The organism is Azospirillum isscasi (assembly GCF_030849505.1).
In the GTDB taxonomy this organism is placed as follows: domain Bacteria; phylum Pseudomonadota; class Alphaproteobacteria; order Azospirillales; family Azospirillaceae; genus Azospirillum; species Azospirillum isscasi.
Window position 1 is genome coordinate 1 of the sequence record NZ_JAUJFI010000108.1, and the last position, 20732, is coordinate 20732.

Consider the following 20732-nt stretch of genomic DNA (forward strand, 5'->3'; position numbering starts at 1 on the left):
ACATGGGCGGCGCCGCGGTGGGCATCCGCCGGGCCATCGGCGGCGGGCGGCTTGCCGCGCCGCTGGGCGGCGCCATCGCCGGGGCCGCGGCGACGGCCATGCATTTCACCGGCATGGCGGCGCTCCAGGTGCCGGCCAACCTGCATTACGACACGGGCTACGCCGTGGCGGCGCTGGCGTCGGGCGTGCTGCTGGGCGGGGCGGGCTTCACCGCCGCCTTGCGGACCGGATCGCTGAAGGGGCTCGCCACGGGGGCGGTTCTGCTGGCGCTGGGCATCTGCGGGCTGCATTTCACCGGAATGGCCGGCGTCACGCTGATCCCCGATCCGCTGCACGACATGTCCGACCAGATCATGGCGCCGGGCCTGCTGGCGGTCGCCATCGCGGTGGCGGCGACGGTGGTCATGGCGCTGGGCCTCGCCGGGGCGATCGTGGACCAGCGGTTGGCCGACCGGGCGGCGCACGAGGCGGCCCGGCTGCGCGCCAGCGAGGAGCGGTTCCGCCAGCTCGCCGACGCCACCACGGAAGGCATCGTGATCCACCGCGGGGGCGTGATCCTGGACGTCAACCGCGCCATGGCGGAACTGCTGGGCGAGCCGCCGGGCCGTTTCATCGGCCAGTCCATGCTGCGCTTCGTGGCGCCGAACCGCCGCGCCGAGGTGGAGACGAGGCTGGCCGAACCGACCTCCAACCGGGTGGAGGTGGATCTGCTGCACGCCGACGGGACGCCGGTGATGGTGGAGGCGCACGGGCAGGACATCACGCACGAGGGCCGTCCGGCCCGCGTCGTCGCCGTCCGCGACATCCGGGAACGCAAGCGGGCGGAGGAGCGCATCCGCCACATGGCGAACCACGACCTGTTGACCGGCCTGCCGAACCGCTCCCTGTTCCTCGACCGGCTGAACGTCGCGCTGGCCAGCGTAGAGCGGACCGGGGCGGAGCGGACTGGGGTGGCGGTACACTATCTCGACCTGGACCGCTTCAAGGCGGTGAACGATCTGCTGGGCCACCCCGCCGGCGACCGGCTGCTGCAGGAGATGGCGCGCCGGCTTCTCGACGCCGTTTCCGGCCACGACACGGTGGCGCGGTTGAGCGGCGACGAGTTCGCCATCCTGCAACGCATCGCCCAGCCGGGCGAGGCGCTGGCCCTGGCCGACCGGCTGGTGAAGGCGCTGGGCGCCCCCGCCGACCTGGACGGCCAGCGGATGACGGTCGGGGCGAGCATCGGCATCGCCCTGTTCCCCCAGGACGGCGCCGAAGCCGAGCCGCTCCTCCAGCACGCCGACACCGCCCTCTATCGGGCCAAGTCGGAGGGGCGGGGCACCTTCCGCTTCTTCGAGGCGGCGATGGACGAGCGGCTTCAGGCCCGCCGCGGCCTGGAGCGCGACCTGCGCCAGGCGTTGGCCGACGGCGCGCTCTGCGTCCACTACCAGCCGCTGGAGGATTGCCGGACGCGCCGCATCCTGGGTTTCGAGGCGCTGGTGCGCTGGAAGCATCCGGTGCGCGGCATGATCCCGCCGTCGGAATTCGTGCCGCTGGCCGAGGAGAGCGGGCTGGTCATGCAACTCGGCGAGTTCGTGCTGCGCACCGCCTGCCGGGACGCCCGGACCTGGCCCGCCCCGGTCAAGGTGGCGGTCAACCTGTCGCCGATCCAATTCCGCCATTCGGACCTTCCCGCCACCGTCCTCGCCATCCTGGAGGAGGAGGGGCTGGCGCCGCACCGGCTGGAGATCGAGGTCACCGAGGGCGTGATGATCGACGACACCGAACGCGCCCTGGCGGCGCTGAGCGCCCTGAAGGCTGCCGGGGTGCGCATCGCCCTGGACGATTTCGGCACGGGCTATTCCAGCCTCAGCTACCTTCAGAAATTCACCTTCGACAAGCTGAAGATCGACCGCTCCTTCGTCCAGTTGATGGCGGAGAGCCGCGAATCCCTGTCGATCATCCGCACCATCCTGGCGCTCGCGAAGAGCCTGGACATCGCCGTCACCGCCGAGGGGGTGGAGACGGAGGAGCAGCGCACCCTGCTGAAGAACGAGTCCTGCAACCAGCTCCAGGGCTACCTGATCGGGCGCCCGGTCCCGGCGTCCGAACTGGCGCGTTTCTACGAACCGGCGTGAGGCGGGTCAGCGGATCTCGATGAGGTCCGTCAACTCGCGCACGACGAGTTCCAGGCTGTCGGCCACGGCCTCGCAGGACACGCGCTCCTCCGGCGTGGTGAAGTCGGTGGAGCGCAGGGTGGCGATCTGTTCCTTCAGCCGGCCGATGTAGGCGATCAGCTTGTTGTCATCCATGCCCGTACCCCCATGGCGCGAGAGGCTTCCTGCAACGATAACAGGTGAAGGTGGCCTTTGCGCCGGGATTCTTCGCCGGCGGCCCCCTTACAGGGGCTTGATGCCCTGCCGGTAGGTGAACAGGTCGGTCCGGTCGTAATCGGTCTTCACCTGCCGCAGCCGGGCGTAGTTGCCCCCGTAATAGGCGCTCGACCAGTCCTTCAGGGAGGGGTCGGGGAAGTTCTGGAAGGCGCCCACCGCCTTGGTGGCCGTGTTGACGGCGGCGTAGAACCGCTCCTGCCAAGCCAGATTCTCGTCCACCAGCGACTTCGGGTCCTTGCGGTCCCACCAGTTCACTTCGGAGGAAAACAGCCAGTCGTAGCCGCGGTGGACGTAGGCGGTGGCGCCGGCGGGCGTGGCGTTGACCTTGCCGCCGACCTGGAAAAACTTGAAGGCGTTGGCCATGCAGGTGCCCGGCATGAGGCGGGCCATCCCGATCATGGCGGCGACGGATGAGGGCGTGATGTCCGCCGCCTTCATGTAGGAGGATTTCTCCTGGTAGAAGTAGGGGTAGGTGAACTCGCTGAGCAGATCCTGCGCCGGCCAGTACGGCATGTCCGGGGTGATCGTCTTCTTCGACGCCTTTTCCAGAACGGGGCCGATGATCGCCTCGACCGTCGTGCCGCATTTGTGCAACTGGCCGAGGATCGAGACGGTGAGCTGCTGGCTGCCGCTGCCGCGCGCCGGCTTGGTGACGCTGATCTTGCTGCCGAACTCCGGCGGCGCCTCCGCCAGGCGCGTCAGCAGGGTGTAGAGCACCTCGTCCACATCCGCGGTCCAGGCGACGTCGAAGAAGGTGACCGTCTCCACCGGGAAGGTGCGCAGGGTGAAGGACGTGTTGATGCCGAAATTCCCGCCGGCGCCGCCGCAGCAGGCCCAGAACAGGTCGCTGCCGGCGCCGCTCTCCTGGATGTCGGAATGCAGGGCGCCGTCCGCCGTGACGATGCTCGTGGACTGCAACAGGTCCGAGCCCATGCCGAACATGCGCATGTTGAAGCCGATGCCGCCGCCCAGCAGGAACCCCGCCGCGCCCACGGTGGTGCAGCGCCCGTGGGTGACGGTGCGGTTCAGCCGTTCGAGCGCCTGATAGACCATGCCGTTCAGGGCGCCGCCGCCCACCTTGACCAGCCCGTCCCCGCCGGGCAGGGCGGTGATGGTGCTGAGGGGCGTCATGTCGATCAGCAGGCCGGGGGTCGTGGAAAAGCCCGCGTAGTTGTGCCCGCCGCTGCGCACGGCGAAGCGCGCGCCGTGCTTCCTCACCCAGGCGACGCAGGCCTGCACGTCCTTCTCGCTCGCGCAGCGCGCGATGGCGGTCGGAAGAGTCCGGAAACGCAGGTTGTTCGGGCGGGCGTAGTCGCCGAAGAACGGATCGTCGGGCAGCACGACGCCGCCCTGCACCGCCCCGGCCAGATCCTTCAGCGCCGAGGCGGCGATCCGCCGGTTGCCGGCTTCCGCGGCGGCGGGGAACGGAAGGACGCTGGTGAGCGCCGATGCGGCGGCGAAACGACCGGCACCGACCAGGAACGTACGGCGGCTCGGCGGCGCAACATTGAACATCGGCTTTCCCCTCCCCAGGCGGATTATCGGGGTATTCTATACAGCTTCTGGGGCTTATGGGGAAGCGATGCGCACGTCATGGACGAAAAATTGTCCGAAAATCCACCGGAGCGGGTGGTGCGGGTTGGCCGCGGTGCCCCCTTGAAGATCCGACGCCTTCGGTCTCAGCGGTTCCGTCCGCGGCGGCCGCCCTGTTTCAGCAGGCCACCGCCCGCCGGATCTTCTTCTGGACATACATGGCGGCGTCGGCGGCGCGCAGCGCGTCGTCGGGCGTCGTGGAGGCGGGGTCGGCGCTGACCACCCCGATGCTCGCCCCCGGATAGTCGAAGGAGCAGCCGCTCAGGCTGTAGGGGCCGCGGATCAGCGGCGCCACCCGGTCCCGCAGGGCTTCGGCGGCGGCGTCCCCCTCCGCGCCGGGCGTGGCGCCCATGCCGACGATGATGAACTCGTCACCGCCGAGGCGGCCCAGAACATCGCCCGCCCGGAGACCGGGGGCGATGCGCCGCCCCACCTCGATCAGGAATTCATCGCCGGCCTCGTGCCCGTAGGTGTCGTTGATGGCCTTGAAGCCGTCGAGGTCGATGAAGCTGATCAGCACGGTCTGCTTGGCCCGTCCGCCCAGCGCGAACATCCGGCGCAATTCCGTGACGATGGCGCGCCGATTCGGCAGGCTGGTCAGCGCGTCGGTGTAGGAATAGGATTCCAGGGTCGCGTTCAATTCCCGGAACTGGGCCAGAAGCTGTTCGCGCTGCACATGCAGGGCGATCAGCGAGGCGAACAGGCGAAGCACCTGTTCCCCCTTCGGCGTCAGCGGCTTGCTGTCCGAGCTGGCGGCGCAGAGCGTGCCGAACAGGCTGCCGTCGTCCAGACGGACCGGCGTGCTGACATAGGTCTGGATGCCCAGCGCCGCCGCGGCCTCGCAGTCGCCCCAGCAGCTCGGCACGTCGTCAGTGTAGAGCTTTCCTTCGTCGAGCGCCCGCTTGCACAGCGTGCCTTCCCACGGAACGGCCAACCCTTCGGGAATGTTCAGGGTCTTGGTGTTGCGGGAAAAGAGGATGCGCTGGATGCCGTGCTCCAGCTCGATCCGGGTGAGGTAGGTGGCCTCCAGCTCCGTCACCAGCTCCAGCAGCGACAGCAGGGGCCGCGTCAGCTCCTCCACGGTCTTCGCCGACGAAAGGGTGTCGGTGAGTTGAACGAACAGTTCGTCAGCCATGCGGTCCGCCACTCTAAAAACAGGCGCGCCGCCCTCACGACACGAGCAGGCGCGCAGCTTCACGTCCAATAATGGGAATTTTTATTAAATCCCATACTAACGAAAGGGCGATGGTTAGGCAACGAATGAATGATTTCACTTTAACGGAGTTGCCGCCGGGCGCGGTCCCGCCCGCGGGGGCCGGGCGGGGCGGAAGCAGGGTCATGGGGTGGGCGGTTCGCCGAAAAATTCCGCATGGTGGCGTTTGACCGGGCATGCCGCCGCGGAGTAACCCTTTCCCCGCAACCACCGTTACGGGAACCGCAGTTCATGACAGCACCGCGCGACCGGGTGCTGGACGTTCACGACCGTCCGCCGCCGGCCACCTTCCTCCTGCTCAGCCTCCAGCACCTGTTCGCCATGTTCGGCGCGAACGTTCTGGTGCCGATCCTCACCGGCCTCGACCCGTCGGTGGCGCTCGTCACCAGCGGCCTGGGCACGCTGATCTATCTGGCCTTCACCAAATGGCGGCTGCCCGCCTATCTGGGCTCCTCCTTCGCCTTCATCGGCCCGATCGTCGCCGCCACCCAGATCGGCGGCACCGGCGGTGCGCTGGTCGGGGCCTGCGCCGCGGGCGCCGTCTATGTGGCCGTCGCCCTGCTGATCCGCGCCTTCGGCGTGCGCTGGCTGCTGGCCATCCTGCCGCCCATCGTGGTCGGGCCGGTGATCGTGGTGATCGGCCTCGGCCTCGCCTCGGTCGCCGTGGGCATGGCGCAGAACACGGCGGGCGGCGGCGAGTACAGCCTGCCGCACTTCCTGCTGGCGCTGGCGACGCTGGGCAGCATCTTCCTCTATTCGATCGTGCTGCGCGGTTTCTTCACCGTGGTGCCGATCCTGCTGGGCATCCTGACCGGCTATGTGCTGGGTGTGGTCTTCGGCATGGTGGACTTCGGGCCGGTCGCCGCCGCGCCCCTCCTGCGGATGCCGGACTTTCACCTGCTGTTCTCCGGCATGAAGGAAGGCGTGTCGGCCTGGGCGATGATCCTGCTGGTGGCGCCGGTGGCGCTGGTCACCATCGCCGAGCACATCGGCGGGCAGATCGTGCTGAGCCGCGTGGTGGGCCGCAACTTCATCGCCGATCCGGGCCTGCACCGCTCGGTGTTCGGCGACGGCGTGGCGACCATGGTGGCGGGCGCGCTGGGCGGTCCCCCGGCGACGACCTACGGCGAGAACATCGGCGTTCTGGCGGTGACCCGCGTGTTCAGCGTGTGGGTGATCGGCGGGGCGGCGACGCTGGCCATCATCCTGGGCTTCGTGGGCAAGCTGTCGGCCTTCCTGTCCAGCATTCCCACGGCGGTGATGGGCGGCGTGTCCATCGCGCTGTTCGGGGTGATCGCCTCGTCGGGCATCCGCACGCTGATCGAGGGCAAGGTGGATCTGGGCGACAAGCGCAACCTGCTGATCTCCTCGACCATCCTGGTGATCGGCATCGGCGGCGCGTCGCTGAAGTTCGGCGACGGCGGCTTCGTCGTCTCCTCCATGGCGCTGTCGGCGCTGATGGGCGTCGTCCTGAACGCGGTCCTGCCGGGCCGCGGCACCGGCGGCGACGCCGAGGCCATCCTGTCCTCCGACCACATCTGATCCCACATCCGGTCTGCCAGGGCGGAGCCTCACGCGGGGCTCCGCCCTTTTTCATTCCCCGGCCTCGTCCGCCAGGATCGCGTCGATCCGCCCGACTAGATCGTCGATCCGGTAGGGCTTCGCCAGAACCGGAATGCCGGTGGCGCGGGCGATGTCCTCGCTGTAGCCGGTGGCCAGGATGACCGGCAGGCCGGGCCGCCGCTCGCGGGCTTCGCGGGCGAGGTCGATGCCGCTCATCCCGCCGGGCATCACCACGTCGCTCAACAGCACGTCCACCCCGTCGCCCGACAGGAAGGGCAGCGCCTCCTCCGCCGTGGCGGCGGACAGCACGGCGAATCCGGCGTCCTCCAGCGCGGTGCTGACGGTCATGGCGACGATGGGGTCGTCCTCCACCACCAGCACGCAGCCGTTGCGCCGCGGCCCGTCCGGCAGCAGCAGGCCGGCGGGGGAAGGCGCCATCTCCACCGGCGTCGGCGCCATGCCGGAGCGGCGGAGCAGCAGATGCACCGTCGTGCCCCGGCCCGGCGCGCTGTCGATCCAGGCGGTGCCGCCGGCCTGCCGGGCGAGGCCGTAGACCTGGGCCAGCCCAAGCCCCGTCCCCTTGCCGAGGTCCTTCGTGGTGAAGAACGGCTCGAAGGCGCGGGCGGCCACCGCGGCGGTCATGCCGCAGCCGGTGTCCGACACGGACAGGTGCAGGAAGTCCCCCTCCACCCCCCGCGGATCGCCGTGCGGCAGGACCGTGTTCACCGCCTCCACCGTCAGCCGCCCGCCCGCCGGCATGGCGTCGCGGGCGTTGACGGCGAGGTTGATGACCGCCAGCTCGAACTGCGTCGGGTCCGCCTCGACGGGCCAGAGCTCCTCGGCGAAGCGGAGATCCAGCGCGATGTCGGCGCGCAGCGCCCGCTCCAGCAGAGCCGACATGGCGTGCATCCGCTCCCGCACGCCGATGGACGCCGGGCGCAGGCTGTCCCGCCGGGCGAAGGCCATGAGCTGCTGCACCAGCTTCGCGCCGCGCCCCACCGCCTGCTGCCCGGCGTCGAGCAGGGCATGGACCTGCGGCTCCTCCGTGCGGCGCCCGATCATCGACAGGCAGCCTTCCAGCGCTTGGAGCAGGTTGTTGAAATCGTGGGCCACGCCGCCCGTCAACTGGCCGACCGCCTCCATCTTCTGCGCCTGGCGAAGCTGGTCCTCGGCCTGCCGCAGGGCGGCGTCCGCCTCCTTCTGTGCGGTGACGTCGCGGCCCACGGCGTGGATGAAGCGGTCGTCCGGCACGGCGATCCAGGACAGCCAGAGATAGCGCCCGTCCTTGTGGCGGTAGCGGTTCTCGAAGCGCGGGACGATGTGGCCGGCGCCGAGCCGCGATGCCTCGCCCCGTGTGCGCTCCAGATCGTCCGGATGCACGAAGGCGAAGAAGCTGCGCCCCACCAGCTCCTCTTCCGCCCAGCCCAACAGGCTGGTCCAGGCCGGATTCACGGCGCCGATGGTGCCGTCGAAACCGGCGACCAGCATGACGTCGGTGGACAGGCGCCAAATGCGGTCGCGGTCGGCGGTGCGTTCCGCGACGCGCTTTTCCAGCGTGGCGTTCAGGTCGCGCAGCGCGTCCTCGGCCCGTTTGGCCTCGGTGACGTCGCTGCCCTCGCAGAAGATGCCGGTCACCCGCCCATCGGCGTCCTTGATCGGCTGGTAGACGAAGGTGATGAAGCGCTCCTCCACCGGGGCGCCGGGGTGGCGGACCACCCGCACCGGCAGGGCGTGCCCGAGGAAGGGCTCCCCGCTGTCGAACACGCGGGCCAGCAGCTCGAAGAATCCCTGGCCGGCGATCTCCGGCAGGGCCTCGTGCACCGGCTTGCCGATCAGGGGGCGGTCGCCGACCAGCCGCCGGTAGGAGTCGTTGGCCAGCTCGAACACATGGTCCGGGCCGCGCAGCACGCACATGAAGTTGGGCGCCTGCCGGAAGAGGGCGCGCATCTGCTCCCCCTCCGCGGCCAGCCGGGCGTTGGCGCGGCGCAGCGACCCCTCCGCCTGCGCGCGCTCCAGGGCGGACCATGTGCGCTCCGCCACCTCCTCCACCAGACGCACCTCGTCGGGGCGCCATTGCCGCGGATTCCGGTGGTGGACGTAGAGGGCGGCGACCATCCGCCCGTTCTTCACCAGGCTGGCCGTGATGACGGCGGCGAGGTCCAGCGCCGCGAAGGCGGCCTGCCGGTCCGGCGCCGCGCAGCGCGGGTCCGCCGCGGCGTCGTGGATGGTCACCGTTACGCCGCTGCGCAGCGTGTCCAGAAGCTCCGGCCCGAAGGCCAGCAGGTCATGGGTGCCGGCGTGGTGATCGACGGTGCCGTCGGTCCAGCTCCGCTCCGTCGTGAAGAAGCGGGCGGTCTCGTCCACCACCCCATAGCCGACGCGGCTGGCGCCCAGATGACGGCCCAGGGCCTCTTCCGCCGCCGCCGCCACCTCGAACGGGTCGGAAAGCTGGCGTAGCCGGCCCTCCAACTCCAGGTGGAAGGCGGTGCGCCGGGCGGCGAGCACCTGGGCGGTCGTCTCCACGGCGGCGCAGAACATGCCGGGGATGCGCCCGTCCTCGCCCCGCACCGGGGTGTAGGAGAAGGTGAACCAGGCATCCTCGCGGAAGCCGCGGCGCTCCATGGGGATCAGCAGATCCTCGTACCAGGACGCCTCGCCGGCCAGGGTGCGGTCCACCAGCGGCTTGATCTGGGGCCAGATGTCCGACCACACCGCGGCGAAGGGGCGGCCCAGCGCGTCCGGGTGCTTGGTTCCGAACAGCGGCACGTAACCGTCGTTGTAGAGGAAGGACAACTCCGGCCCCCAGGCGACGAACATCGCCTGACGGGAGGACAGGACGACGCTGACGATCGTGCGCAGGCTTTGCGGCCAGCCTTCCGGCGGGCCGAGCGCGGTGGACGCCCAGTCGTGGGCGCGCATCCGCTCCCCCATCTCGCCACCGCCGGAAAGAAAATCCAGGTCGCCGCCGGTCGCCGGCCGATCCGTCATGCGCCGGCTCCGACGTGTTTGGACGGAATGACGGGCGGAGTCTTTGACGTTTCGGCGTCGATCGGGGCTTTCATTGGGCTTTCGGGCCGCGGCGAGGTTGCGTCTGGTGTCTTAACACACGACGCCCGGAAAGATAGCCCGTCGAAGGGCGGCCTTCCCTAGCCGTTCCGGCCGATGCGGCTTCCGTGCCACGCACCGCGGCTACTCCGCCGCGAAGCCCCGCGCCTGGAGTTGCCACAGGGAGTTGAACAGACCGCCGCGCCGCCGCAATTCCGCGGGGTGGCCGTCCTCCGCGATGCGCCCGTCCACCAGCACCAGCACCCGGTCGAAGGCCGACACGGTGGACAGGCGGTGCGCCACCGCGACCACCGTCCGCCCCCGGGCGAGGTCGGCCAGTGCGGTCTGGATCTCCTGCTCCGACTGGGTGTCGAGCGCCGAGGTCGCCTCGTCCAGGATCAGGATCGGCGCGTCCTTCAGGAAGGCGCGGGCGATTCCCAGCCGCTGCCGCTGTCCGCCCGACAGCCGCACGCCCCGTTCGCCGACCAGCGTGCCGTAGCCCTCCGGCAATTGCCGGATGAAGCCGTCGCAGAAGGCGTGGCGCGCGGCCTCGAACACCTCCTCGTCGCTGGCGTCCGGGCGGCCGTAGCGGATGTTCTCCAGGATCGGGCGGTGGAACAGGGCGATGTCCTGGGGCACCACGGCGATCTTGGCCCGCAGGTCGTCCTGGGCCAGATCGGTCAGCGGCTGGCCGTCGATCCGGATGGCGCCGCGCTGCACGTCGTCCAGCCGCTGGATCAGGCTGATGAGGGTGGACTTGCCGGCCCCCGACGGCCCGACCAGCCCGACCTTCTGCCCCGCCGGGATGGACAGGCTGAAATCCTCCAGCACCCCGCGCCCCTCCGGATAGCGGTAGGACACGGCGTCGAAGGCGATGGCGCCGCCGCCCGGCGCGGCGGGCCGGGCCGGCACCGGGTCGAGCACGTCGTGCGGGCGGGCGATCACCCGCAGGCTCTCGTCGATGGCGCTGACCTGCTGGGTGGCGTTGACCAGCGCGAAGGCGAGGTCGCGGGAGCCGTGCAGGATGCGGAAGGTGAGCGCGCTGACGATCACCACGTCGCCGGTGGTGATCGTGCCGTCCCGCCACAGCAGCAGCGCCCACAGCAGCATCGACCCGGCCATCACCCACAGGCAGGCGTCATGGACGACGCGGGTCTTTTCCAGATGCATCCAGCTTCGGCGGTGCACCCCGGCCTCCACGTCGAAGGCGCGGTGGAGACGCTCCCGCTCCCGCCCGCGGGCGGAGAAGGCCTTCACCGTCCAGACGTTGGACACCACGTCCACCAGCTCGCCGTTGGTGCGGGCGGACTGCTCGGCGTAGGCGTGGTGCACCGCCCGCCCGCGCAGCCCCAGCCCGACGATGGCGACCGCCACCACCAGGGCGAACAGCACCAGCGCCGCCGCCATGCCCCAATGGATGGTCAGCAGCACCAGCACCGCCCCCAGGAAATCGGTGACCGGCGGGACGATGTTCCAGGTCAGGGTGCGGAAGATGGTGGTCGCCGCGGCCTCGGTGGCGGCGATGCGGTTGCCGAGCGACCCGGCCAGATGCTCTGAGAAGTAGCGCATCGAATGGCCGGTCAGGTGCTGGAACAGGTCCAGCCGCATGTCCACCCCGGTCGCCAGCACGGTCCGGCAGCCGAGCCAGCCGCCGAGCCGCCACAGCACGTTCTCCGCCGCGATGAAGCCCAGGAACAGGCCGAGCGGAGTCCACACGTCCGCCGCCGCCCGGTCGGGGGAGGCCATGGCGTCGATCAGCAGCTTCATCCCGTACTGCACGGCGACCGCGCAGCCGGCGGCGGCCACGATCACCGAGAACAGCCCGCCGAAGGACCAGGGCCGCCGCCGGATGTAGCGCAGCAGGAAACGGCCCGGACGGTCCGGGATGGCGTCCTTGTCGTGCCGCCTCATTGCGCCGCCTGGAATTCCGGCTGGCCGAGCAGAGCGCCGATGCGGGCCTGCCCGCGCGCCAGAGCGTCGGCCAGCGGTTGGTGGAGGCGGCGCCCGCCGTCCTCGCCGCACAGGCCGTAGAGGCCGGTCTCGCAATGGCGCTCGTTGGTCCAGCCGGGATAGTCGAGGATGGGGTAGAGGCAGATCCCCTCCACCGGCACGCCGGCGCGCAGGGCCGTCACCGTCTCCTCCGTCACATAGTCGAGCCAGGATGCGCGGGCGTTCCCCTCGGCTCCGGTTTCCGCCACCAGGACCGGGCGCCCGTAGCGCTGGTGCACCTCCGCCAGGATGTCGGCGAAGGGGCGGTAGCGCGGGTCGTCCCGCCCGATGGTGCCGCCCTTCAGGAACCACTGGTTGTCGGAGTAATAGTTGACCCCGATCACGTCCAGATACTCCGGCTTGCCGCCCAGCCCCGGCCAGGCGTGGCCGCCGATCATGTCCCACGCCTCGTACTGGGCCAGCCGCGCGGCCTCCGCAGCCCCGGCGTCGCCCTTGCGGTCGGGGCGGGGCAGGACGTGGATGACCGGATCGACCTGCACGATGCGGGCGCGCGGGTCGGCGGCGCGGATCGCGTCGATGGCCGCGATGCTGGCGCGGACGAGCTGGTGCTTCAGTTCGAAGCCGCGCCGCTCGGCCATCGGGTTGAAGCGCTTCATGTCGCCGCCGGCCCAGGCCCAGAAGGAGATCTCGTTGACCGGGCAGTAGGCGGGCGCCTCCACGCCCTCGTCGCGCAGCAGGGCCGCGGCGGCTCCGGCGAAGCGGGCGAAGCGCTCCACGAAGGCGGGGCGCCAGATGTCGATGCCGTCCGGCCAGCCATAGTGGCAGAGGTCCCAGACGGCACCGACGCCGGCCTCCCGCGCCGCGCGGACCATGGGGAGCAGGCTGGACCAGTCGTAACGGCCCGGCGTGGTCTCGATCCGGTGCCAGCGCACGCCGTCGCGCACGGTGCGGATGCCGTGGGCGGCCATGCGGCGGTAGTCCTGCGCGGCCAGCCGGTCGTGCCCGGTCGCCGCGATCAGGTCCAACCGGCGCCCGTCGTGCCGCCGGTGCGTCGAGCATTCGAAGCCGCCAAGGAAGAAGCCGTCGAACAGGGTGGGGGTGTGCATGGGGGACTCTTGTGTCTTGGGGGCGTTCGGGTGGGGGCAGGGGGGCCGGCGCTCCCCTAATCCCCCATCCCCGCGACCCGCACGTCCCGCTCCGCGCCCAGCGAGCCGAAGGCCCGCGCGGCGGCGGTCAGGCCGCGGCTCTGCGGTTCCTCCCTCTCGATGCGGGCGTAGACCGCCAGAGCCTGCGCCACCACCTGATCCATGTTGTAGTAGCGGTAGGTGCCCAGCCGGCCCAGGAAGATCACGTCCGGCGTGCCGTCCGCCAGCGCCTGGTATTTGCGGAACAGCTCCTGGTTCTCCGGGCGGGGGATCGGGTAGTAGGGATCGCCCTGAGCGGAGGGGTATTCATACGTGATGCTGGTCTTCGGGTGCCGCTGCCCGGTCAGATGCTTGTATTCGGTGACGCGGGTGTAGGGCACCGCCTCCGACGGTTCGTTGACCACGGCGACGGGCTGGAACCACTCCCGGTCCACCGTCTCGTGCCGGAAGGTCAGGGAGCGGTAGGGCAGCTTGCCGAAGCGGTGGCCGAAATACTCGTCGATGGGGCCGGTGAAGACGACGCGGTCATAAGCCAGCTCGTCCCGCACGTCGTCGAAATCGGTGTTCAGCATCACCTTGATGTTCGGGTGGTCGAGCATGTTTTCGAACATCCGCGTGTAGCCGTGCAGCGGCATGTTCTGGAAGCTGTCGCCGAAATAGCGGTCGTCGTCGTTGGTCCGCGTCGGCACGCGGGCGGTGACCGCCTTGTCCAGCTCCGACGGGTCGAGGCCCCATTGCTTGCGGGTGTAGCCGCGGAAGAACTTTTCATACAGCTCCCGTCCGACCGCGCCAACCACCACGTCCTCCGACGTGCGGACATCGGCCACCGGCTCCGCCCGGCTCTTCAGGAAGGCGGCGACGCCGGCCTCGTCGAGGTCCAGGCCATACAGGCGATTGACGGTGGTCCGGTTGATCGGGATGGGGACGAGCTGTTCGTCCACCCGCGCCAGCACACGGTGCTCGTAAGGGCGCCACTTCGTGAAGCGCGACAGGTAATCGGCGACGTGCTGGGAGTTCGTGTGGAAGATGTGCGGGCCGTAGCGGTGGATTAGCACACCCGCGTCGTCGTAGTGATCGTAGGCGTTGCCGCCGATGTGCGGGCGCCGGTCGATCAGCAGCACCCGCTTGTCCAGCCCCGCCGCCAGCCGTTCCGCCAGAACGCTGCCGGCGAAGCCCGCCCCGACGATCAGATAGTCGAAACCGGACCGGCGGCCCGCCGCGCGCCCGTTGGCGTGCTTGGCCGCGTGGATGACGGGCGCCGGGCGGTGGGCCGGGGGGGCGGCGCGCCCGCGCTGGCGGGCTTGCTCCATCAGCGCCCTCATGCGGCTCTGGGTCTTGTCCCAGGACATGTCGCGCAGGACATGGTCCGCGGTGGCGCGCAGCCGTTCCGGGTCCGCGGCGTCGGCCAGGGCGGCTTCCGCGGCGGCGACGAAGTCCTCCGGCGCGTCGGCGATCCGCACGATGCCGCTGCCGCCATAGCCGCGCACCACGTCGGTGATGGAGGTGGAGACGACCGGGCGTCCGGCGGCCAGATATTCCGGTGTCTTGGTCGGGCTGATGAAGCGGGTGGATTCGTTGCGCGCGAAGGGCATCAGGGCGGCGTCCCAGCCCGCCAGATAATGGGGCAGGTCGTCGTAGCTCTTCGGCCCGAGGTAATGGATGTTCGGGCGGCGGGGCAGCCGGGCCGGGTCGATCTTCACCACCGGGCCGACCAGGACGAACTGCCAGCCGGGCCGCGCGGCGGCGGCGGCGTCCAGCAGGGCGATGTCCAGCCGCTCGTCGATGACGCCGTAGAAGCCCAGCCGCGGATGCGGGATGGCCGCCTGGTCGGCGGGCTCCTCCGCGATGCCGCGGGCGGCGGCGAAATGGGCGACGTCCACGCTGCTGGGGAAGGGGTGGGCGTTGGGGTGCAGGCCGCGCTTGGCCTCGTACAGGCTGACGCCGCCGGTGAACACCACGTCGGCCCGCGCCAGCAATTGCCGCTCGCGCTCCACCAGCTCCGGCGGGGCGCCGTGGAAGGCCGACAGCTCGTCCATGCAGTCGTAGACGACCAGCGCCCCGCGCAGATGGCCGGAGATGCCGAGGCTTATCGGCGTGTAGTACCAGAGGATCGGCTCGGTCACGCCCTCCTCGGCCAGATGGCGGTCGAGCAGCCGGCGCTGCGCGGTTTCCGCCTCGTGGCCGTCCAGGCCGGCGGGAAGGCGGGGAACCAGGACATGGACGCCCTCATCCTCCCGCACGTCCAGCCAGGGCTCGGGCGTGTCGTTGCGGATCGGTTCCTCGACGAACAGCACGCGGTGGTCGCGTGCGAACCGCGACATAAGATGTTGCGGGCGCTGGTAAACAAAGCTCCAGCGCAGGTGTGAAAAGCAGATCAGGGTTTGCTGGGGTGAACTGGTGCTCGTGGAGCGTGGAGAGTCGGCGGTCTGACGGGTTCTTTTTCGGTTTCTGCCGATAGGGAACTGGTGTTGGCCGGCCCAACTCATGCTTCCGTCCTCTCTTCAGTGGTGTCGCCGGAGGTTCGCCACGAATACATTGGATTTTTGCGGCGCAGCGGATTGGCGTCGAAAACCGGAAACCAATAACGGGGTCGGGCAGGGTGGGTTCCGTGACAGAAATGCGCTGGGCAAAACCGTTCCCCGAATTTTCAAAGCTAGTCCTTTCGCGGCGGGTTGGCCGGGGTAAGCGCTTATTTCAGCGGGCGGGGGAGGGAGATGGGAAAGACTTGGCGTCGTCGGATCTTTTGGGGTCGCGCGGATTCATCGACGTCGACTTCCCCATTCTCAACCTGCGGGGGCCGTGATTTCGGGAAGTTGGTGCGTGTTACAGATTTTCAGCGCATAGTGCATTCAATGAATCGCGGCAGTCTGGGAGGAGACAAGGGATGTGCCGAATTTTCGCCGGTCAGGACCCCGAGCGCTTCCGCATGGTAACCCGGCGGGTCCGCCTCAGCGGTCATTCGACGAGCGTCTGTCTGGAAGCGGCCTTCTGGGACGCGCTGGAGGAAATCGCGGCGATGCAGGGTGTGTCGCTTGGCCGTTTCCTGTCAAAGTTGCACGATGAAGTCTTGGCGCGCGGGGTGGAGCGGCGCAACTTCGCCGGTCTGCTGCGCTGCGCCTGCCTGACCTACGCCCAGGAGGTGAAAGGCCACCGCCCCTGCGTGGAGGAGCTGGAGCGGGAGGCCCGCACCGATTTTGCCGCGGTGGCCGCCGCCGGCCTTCCGGCGGGACTTCCGGCCCCGTTGCACGCCGCCGAGAAGGAACGCGAGACGGCGTGAGGGCAAAAGAAGGCCCCCCTCCCCCGCCCGGAAGAGAGAGGCGGAAGAGAGGGGCTCCGAGAGACCGGACATGGAGGAGGGAAAAAGCGGGCGGTCAGATCGCGTTCTTCGCCATCTGGCCGGCGATGTAGTCGGCCTGCCGCAGCGCCAGGGCCACGATGGTCAGGGTCGGGTTCTCGGCGCCGCCGGTGGTGAACTGCGACCCGTCGGACACGAACAGGTTCGCCACGTCGTGGGTCTGGCCCCACTTGTTCACCACGCCGTCGCTTGCCTTCTCGCTCATCCGGTTGGTGCCGAGGTTGTGGGTGGACGGGTAGGGCGGCGTCGGGAAGACCCGGGTGGCCCCCACCGATTCGTACAGCGCCATGCCCTGCCGGTGGGCATGCTGGCGCATGGCGACGTCGTTGGGATGGTCGTCGAAATGGACGTTGGGGACGGGCATCCCGTACTTGTCCTTCTTGTCGGCGTGCAGGGTGATGCGGTTGCTTTCCTGCGGCATGTCCTCGCCCACCAGCCACAGGCCGGCCATGTGGTCGTAGCCGTCGAGCGCCGAGGTGAACTCCCGCCCCCAGGCGCCGGGATCGAGGAAGGCGGCCATGAAGGGCAGGCCCAGCGACAGGGTTTCCATCTCGTACCCGCCGACGAAGCCGCGGTCGGGCTTGTGCTTGGCCTCGTCGCGGACGATGCCGGCCATGGTGGTGCCGCGGTACATGCGCACCGGCTTTTCGAACACCCCGTAGACAGAGCCGGTCATGTGCCGCATGTAGTTCCGCCCCACCTGACCGGAGGAGTTGGCGAGCCCGTCCGGGAACATGGCGGAGGCGGAGTTCAGAAGCAGGCGCGGGCTTTCGATGGAGTTGCCGGCCACCGCGACGATGCGGGCCTTCTGGCGCTGGATCGCCCCGTCCTTGTCGGCGTAGACGACGCCGGTCACCTTGCCCTTGGCGTCATGCTCGATCTTCAGCACCTGGGCGTTGGCGCGGACCTCCAGCTTTCCGGTCTCCTCGCCCTTGGGGATTTCGGCGATGAGGGTGGACCATTTCGCCCCGGACTTGCAGCCCTGGAAGCAGAAGCCGATCTGCTGGCAGGAGCCGCGCCCGTCGCGGGGCTGCGAGTTGATCGCCATGTTGCCGGTGTGGCACTCCGTGTAGCCCAGCTTGTCGGCGCCGGCCTTCAGGACCTTGAAGTTGTTGTTGCCGGGCAGGCCGGGGATGCCGTTGGTGCGGGTCACGCCCATGCGGTCCTCCGCCTTGGCGTACCAGGGTTCCAGTTCCTCCAGCGTCAGCGGCCAGTCGAGCAGATTGGCGCCGGCGACCTCGCCGTAGGTGGTGCGGGTCTTGAACTCGTGCGGCTGGAAGCGCAGCGAGGCGCCCGCCCAGTGGACGGTGGAGCCGCCGACCGCCTTGACGATCCAGGCCGGCAGGCCGGGGAAGTCCCGCGCCACCCGCCAGCTTCCCGAGGTGGTGCGCGGGTCGAGCCAGGAGATCTGGGCGAAGCTGGCCCACTCGTCGTTCTGGAAATCCTCCATGTTGTGGCGGCCGCCGGCCTCCAGGATCACCGTCCTGATGCCCTTCAGCGCCAGTTGCGTGCCCAGCGTGCCGCCGCCCGCCCCCGAGCCCACGATCACCACGACGCCGTCGTCGTTCAGGTCGAATTTCGCTGCCATGGCTGAAACATCCTTCCCGAAGCGGTGGTCAGAGCCACTCGAGGTCGTTGAATCCGCGGTCGATGTAGCCGCCCTTGGCCGCGCTCTCTCCCTCGTAGCCGAAGAGGGGCCAGACCTCCTGGTTGTTGTAGATCCCGGTCACCAGCCCGCCGCGCACCGTCTGGAAGAAGGGATCGGCCTCGATCTCGTGCAGCAGGCGGACCCGGTCGGCCTCCCAGCCGACCTCGGCGTAGGGCGCGTCGTGCTTGGCCTTGGCCAGCCGGTCGAGCTTCGCCATGCCGGACTCGTAGAGATCCTTCAGGGCGGCGTCGGCGGCGGCCTTCTCGTCCTGGGCCTTCATGGCGACGGCGTAGAAGCGGTCGGCCAGCCGGTCGTGCGGGTAGATGTCCCGCGACACCCGGATCAGCGAGCGCATGGTCTCCGGCGCCAGCGCCTTGGTCTCGTACCCCCACGCCTCCCGCGGGCAGAGGATCGTCCCGCCCGACACCAGGATGGCCGCCGCGGCGGCGGCGCTGGCCGACGCGGCCAGGAAGGCGCGCCGGTCCATAGGGGGCTTCAGGGTGGGGTTCGTCGAAGAACGCATCGCTTCCTCCCATAACCATTATGATTCTTGCTTCGGGACCGCCGTGTCAGCGGTAGCGGCCATGGCGCTGGAGGACCTCGATCTTGTAGCCGTCGGGGTCCTGGACGAAAAAGAAGCGGGCCATGAGCGCGCCGTCCCGCGCGAACTCCTTGATCGGGTTGGGGCCGTAGCCGAGCGCCGTGAAGCGCCGGTGCTCCCCGTCCAGATCGTCCACGCAGACGGCCAGATGGCCGTAGCCGTCGCCATGGGCGTAGGGTTCGCTGCGCCCGTGGTTGATGGTCAGCTCGATCTCGAAATCGTTTTCGGGGTTGCGCAGATAGACCAGGGTGAAGCCGTCGAAGGCGTAGCGGTCGGCGCATTCCAGGCCGAACGCGCGGGCGTAGAAGTCCCGCGACCGTTCCTCGTCGAGGACCCGGATCATCATGTGGATGGCCTTGGCCATGGTGGCTGGCTCCGTTCCGGTGGGTGGCTCCAGCCTGAATGTTAGTGACACTGATTGTTGGCTTGGCAGTAAGTATCTACTACAGGCCGGACGCTGAGGGGGTAGCCCGGACGGTGCGGGGTGCGAAGGCGGGGGCCGGTCACGCCCTCCAGAATGGCTTTTCCATCTCCTCCCGCGCTGTCGTCTCGTCGAAGCCGAGATCGGCCCAGAGATGCGCGTCCATGCGGGCCAGCGCGCGGCGCAGCGCCCGCCGCTCCCGCCAGCGATGCAGCCGGACGAGCCAGGAGGCGGCGGCGGGGCCGGCGGTGGTTCCGCTCCTGCGCTTGTCGTGCGTTCCGCTCATGCCCGTCATACGGCCCTCCCGCCAACCGGTGGTTCCCAGGACCCGGAAAATCGCGCGGCGGCGCGTGGACGACAAACCATGCTTTCTCATAGGATGGATGAGTGGAACTCATTCATGGACGGATCCCATGCGGCGCGCCCTCCCACCCCTGCACGCCCTGCGCGCCTTCGAGGCGGCGGCCCGGCACGAGAGCTTTTCCAGGGCGGCGGACGAGCTGTGCGTGACGCAGGGCGCGGTCAGCCGGCAGATCATGGTGCTGGAGGAATGGCTGGGCGTTCCCCTGTTCCGGCGGCTGACCCGGCGGGTCGAGCTGACGGAGGACGGGCGCGCCCTGCTGCCGGTGCTGTCGGAGTCCTTCGACCGCATCGCCGGGACGGCGGCGCGGTTGGCGGCGCGGGGCCGGGATTTGCGGATCAGGGTGGCCTTCTCCTTCGGAATCCGCTGGCTGATGCCGCGGCTGGTCCGCTTCCAGGCGCGGCACCCCGACGTGCAGGTGCGGGTGACCGTCGCCTGGAGCACCAGGCTGGAGTTCGACCCGCAGGAATTCGACGCCGCCATAGCCTATTGCCGGCAGGTGCCTTCCGGCCTCTCCGCGGTCGAGGTGCTGCCGGAACGGCTGACCGTCGTCTGCCCGCCGGCCCTGGCGGAGCGGCTGCGGACGCCTCTGGATCTCAGCTCCATCCCCCTGCTGGACGGCTGTTCGGAGGGGCAGGACTGGAGGGCGTGGCTGGCGGCGGCGGGGCTGCCCTTCTTCGAGGGGCTGCGGCAGGGCGCGGTGTTCGACGCCATGGACCCGGCGCTGCAGGCCGCCGCCGCCGGGATGGGCGCCACCGTCGCCGACCGCATGCTGTGCGCGGAGGATGTGGCGGCGGGCCGCCTCGTCCTGCCCTTTCCCGAGATCGAGGCGTCGTCCGGCAGCTATTGGTTCGTCTGCCCGGAGGGGATGCAGGACCGCCCCGCCGCCGCGGCCTTCCGCGGCTGGCTGCTGGAGGAGGCGCGGGAGGAGATGGTGCAACAAAGCGCCATGGCGGTTGTTTCACCGGTTTGAACCGACCTTCGACCCGGGGAGCCGCCATGGAGCCGCAAAGGGAACCGGCCAAGGAACCGGCCAGCGAACTGGACGAGGACACCATCGCCTTCGCCGGGAAGCTGTTCCACTGGGCGCGCACGGGATGCACCGCCGAACTGGCGGAGCTGCTGGAGATGGGCCTGCCGCCCAACCTGCGCAACGACAAGGGCGACAGCCTGCTGATGCTGGCCAGCTACCACGGCCATGCCGAGCTTGCCCGCACCCTGATGCGTCACGGCGCCGATCCGGAGCTGGCCAACGACCGCGGGCAGACGCCGCTGGCCGCCGCCGCCTTCAAGGGGGACGGCGCCGTCCTGCGCGCCCTGCTGGAGGAGGGGGCGGCGGTGGACGGCTGCGGGCCGGACGGGCGGACGGCGCTGATGACCGCCGCCATGTTCGACCGGGTGGAGATGGTGGAGTTCCTGCTCGCCCGCGGCGCCGACGCGGACGCGCGGGACGCCCGCGGCC

At 69.7% G+C, this 20732-nt stretch carries 16 protein-coding genes; 5 read left to right on the forward strand and 11 right to left on the reverse strand.

All coding sequences use genetic code 11. From position 1 onward, the window contains the following. On the forward strand, positions 1-2120 hold a 2120-nt coding region (locus tag QSG27_RS19370; RefSeq protein WP_306709000.1), incomplete at its 5' end, for a putative bifunctional diguanylate cyclase/phosphodiesterase. Between the two features lie 6 nt (positions 2121-2126). Here the strand turns inward: QSG27_RS19370 and QSG27_RS19375 are convergent. The 3 genes from QSG27_RS19375 to QSG27_RS19385 all read right to left on the reverse strand — a co-directional run bounded on the left by QSG27_RS19375 (position 2127) and on the right by QSG27_RS19385 (position 5103). After that, positions 2127-2294 carry a hypothetical protein gene (locus tag QSG27_RS19375; RefSeq protein WP_306709002.1) on the reverse strand — a complete coding sequence of 56 codons (168 nt, stop codon included), beginning with the start codon at positions 2292-2294 and terminating at the stop codon, positions 2127-2129. Between the two features lie 87 nt (positions 2295-2381). Continuing rightward, complete coding sequence (locus tag QSG27_RS19380; RefSeq protein WP_306709004.1) at positions 2382-3890, reverse strand: FAD-binding oxidoreductase; 1509 nt, start codon at positions 3888-3890, stop codon at positions 2382-2384. A 196-nt stretch (positions 3891-4086) separates the two neighbouring features. Beyond that, positions 4087-5103, reverse strand: coding sequence for a sensor domain-containing diguanylate cyclase (locus QSG27_RS19385; RefSeq protein WP_306709005.1), 1017 nt, complete (start codon positions 5101-5103; stop codon positions 4087-4089). Positions 5104-5412: 309 nt separating this feature from the next. On the opposite strand from QSG27_RS19385, the gene QSG27_RS19390 reads away from it, so the two are divergent. Beyond that, a complete protein-coding gene (locus QSG27_RS19390) occupies positions 5413-6723 on the forward strand; it encodes a solute carrier family 23 protein (protein WP_306709006.1) in 1311 nt (436 codons plus the stop codon). A 51-nt stretch (positions 6724-6774) separates the two neighbouring features. On the opposite strand, the gene QSG27_RS19395 is transcribed toward QSG27_RS19390, so the two are convergent. The 4 genes from QSG27_RS19395 to glf all read right to left on the reverse strand — a co-directional run bounded on the left by QSG27_RS19395 (position 6775) and on the right by glf (position 15205). Continuing rightward, positions 6775-9732 carry a PAS domain-containing protein gene (locus QSG27_RS19395; RefSeq protein WP_306709008.1) on the reverse strand — a complete coding sequence of 986 codons (2958 nt, stop codon included), beginning with the start codon at positions 9730-9732 and terminating at the stop codon, positions 6775-6777. Positions 9733-9933: 201 nt separating this feature from the next. Then, the gene (locus QSG27_RS19400; RefSeq protein WP_306709010.1) at positions 9934-11700 is read right to left on the reverse strand and encodes an ABC transporter ATP-binding protein; all 1767 of its coding nucleotides are present in this window, start codon (positions 11698-11700) and stop codon (positions 9934-9936) included. Then, positions 11697-12845 carry a beta-glucosidase gene (locus QSG27_RS19405; protein ID WP_306709012.1) on the reverse strand — a complete coding sequence of 383 codons (1149 nt, stop codon included), beginning with the start codon at positions 12843-12845 and terminating at the stop codon, positions 11697-11699. Before QSG27_RS19405 ends, QSG27_RS19400 begins: the two co-directional genes overlap by 4 nt. Before the next feature lie 56 nt (positions 12846-12901). Then, complete coding sequence (glf, locus tag QSG27_RS19410; RefSeq protein ID WP_306709014.1) at positions 12902-15205, reverse strand: UDP-galactopyranose mutase; 2304 nt, start codon at positions 15203-15205, stop codon at positions 12902-12904. 563 nt (positions 15206-15768) lie between these two features. On the opposite strand from glf, the gene QSG27_RS19415 reads away from it, so the two are divergent. Further along, positions 15769-16161 carry a ribbon-helix-helix domain-containing protein gene (locus QSG27_RS19415; RefSeq protein ID WP_306709016.1) on the forward strand — a complete coding sequence of 131 codons (393 nt, stop codon included), beginning with the start codon at positions 15769-15771 and terminating at the stop codon, positions 16159-16161. A 94-nt stretch (positions 16162-16255) separates the two neighbouring features. Here QSG27_RS19415 and QSG27_RS19420 read toward each other — a convergent pair whose 3' ends face one another. From QSG27_RS19420 to QSG27_RS19435, 4 genes are all read right to left on the reverse strand, one after another. Next, complete coding sequence (locus tag QSG27_RS19420) at positions 16256-17827, reverse strand: GMC family oxidoreductase (RefSeq protein WP_306709018.1); 1572 nt, start codon at positions 17825-17827, stop codon at positions 16256-16258. 28 nt (positions 17828-17855) lie between these two features. Next, positions 17856-18410, reverse strand: a complete 555-nt coding sequence (locus QSG27_RS19425; protein WP_306709019.1) for a twin-arginine translocation signal domain-containing protein — start codon at positions 18408-18410, stop codon at positions 17856-17858. Positions 18411-18456: 46 nt separating this feature from the next. Beyond that, positions 18457-18852: a VOC family protein gene (locus QSG27_RS19430; protein WP_306709021.1), complete on the reverse strand. Its 396-nt coding sequence runs from the start codon at positions 18850-18852 to the stop codon at positions 18457-18459. Positions 18853-18991: 139 nt separating this feature from the next. Further along, positions 18992-19195, reverse strand: a complete 204-nt coding sequence (locus tag QSG27_RS19435; protein WP_306709022.1) for a DUF1127 domain-containing protein — start codon at positions 19193-19195, stop codon at positions 18992-18994. Between the two features lie 127 nt (positions 19196-19322). Between QSG27_RS19435 and gcvA the strand changes: the two genes are divergently transcribed. Both gcvA and QSG27_RS19445 read left to right on the forward strand, forming a co-directional pair. Continuing rightward, complete coding sequence (gcvA, locus tag QSG27_RS19440) at positions 19323-20243, forward strand: transcriptional regulator GcvA (RefSeq protein ID WP_306709025.1); 921 nt, start codon at positions 19323-19325, stop codon at positions 20241-20243. 26 nt (positions 20244-20269) lie between these two features. After that, positions 20270-20732 (forward strand): ankyrin repeat domain-containing protein (locus tag QSG27_RS19445; protein ID WP_306709028.1); only part of this gene is annotated, 463 nt, incomplete at its 3' end.

Excerpts from the sequence above, each read along its gene's own strand:
- QSG27_RS19375 (WP_306709002.1), bottom strand. The coding sequence starts at position 2,294 with ATGGATGACAACAAGCTGATCGCCTACATCGGCCGGCTGAAGGAACAG.
- QSG27_RS19380 (WP_306709004.1), bottom strand. The coding sequence starts at position 3,890 with ATGTTCAATGTTGCGCCGCCGAGCCGCCGTACGTTCCTGGTCGGTGCC.
- QSG27_RS19385 (WP_306709005.1), bottom strand. The coding sequence starts at position 5,103 with ATGGCTGACGAACTGTTCGTTCAACTCACCGACACCCTTTCGTCGGCG.
- QSG27_RS19390 (WP_306709006.1), top strand. The coding sequence starts at position 5,413 with ATGACAGCACCGCGCGACCGGGTGCTGGACGTTCACGACCGTCCGCCG.
- QSG27_RS19395 (WP_306709008.1), bottom strand. The coding sequence starts at position 9,732 with ATGACGGATCGGCCGGCGACCGGCGGCGACCTGGATTTTCTTTCCGGC.
- QSG27_RS19400 (WP_306709010.1), bottom strand. The coding sequence starts at position 11,700 with ATGAGGCGGCACGACAAGGACGCCATCCCGGACCGTCCGGGCCGTTTC.
- QSG27_RS19405 (WP_306709012.1), bottom strand. The coding sequence starts at position 12,845 with ATGCACACCCCCACCCTGTTCGACGGCTTCTTCCTTGGCGGCTTCGAA.
- glf (WP_306709014.1), bottom strand. The coding sequence starts at position 15,205 with ATGTCGCGGTTCGCACGCGACCACCGCGTGCTGTTCGTCGAGGAACCG.
- QSG27_RS19415 (WP_306709016.1), top strand. The coding sequence starts at position 15,769 with ATGTGCCGAATTTTCGCCGGTCAGGACCCCGAGCGCTTCCGCATGGTA.
- QSG27_RS19420 (WP_306709018.1), bottom strand. The coding sequence starts at position 17,827 with ATGGCAGCGAAATTCGACCTGAACGACGACGGCGTCGTGGTGATCGTG.
- QSG27_RS19425 (WP_306709019.1), bottom strand. The coding sequence starts at position 18,410 with ATGCGTTCTTCGACGAACCCCACCCTGAAGCCCCCTATGGACCGGCGC.
- QSG27_RS19430 (WP_306709021.1), bottom strand. The coding sequence starts at position 18,852 with ATGGCCAAGGCCATCCACATGATGATCCGGGTCCTCGACGAGGAACGG.
- QSG27_RS19435 (WP_306709022.1), bottom strand. The coding sequence starts at position 19,195 with ATGAGCGGAACGCACGACAAGCGCAGGAGCGGAACCACCGCCGGCCCC.
- gcvA (WP_306709025.1), top strand. The coding sequence starts at position 19,323 with ATGCGGCGCGCCCTCCCACCCCTGCACGCCCTGCGCGCCTTCGAGGCG.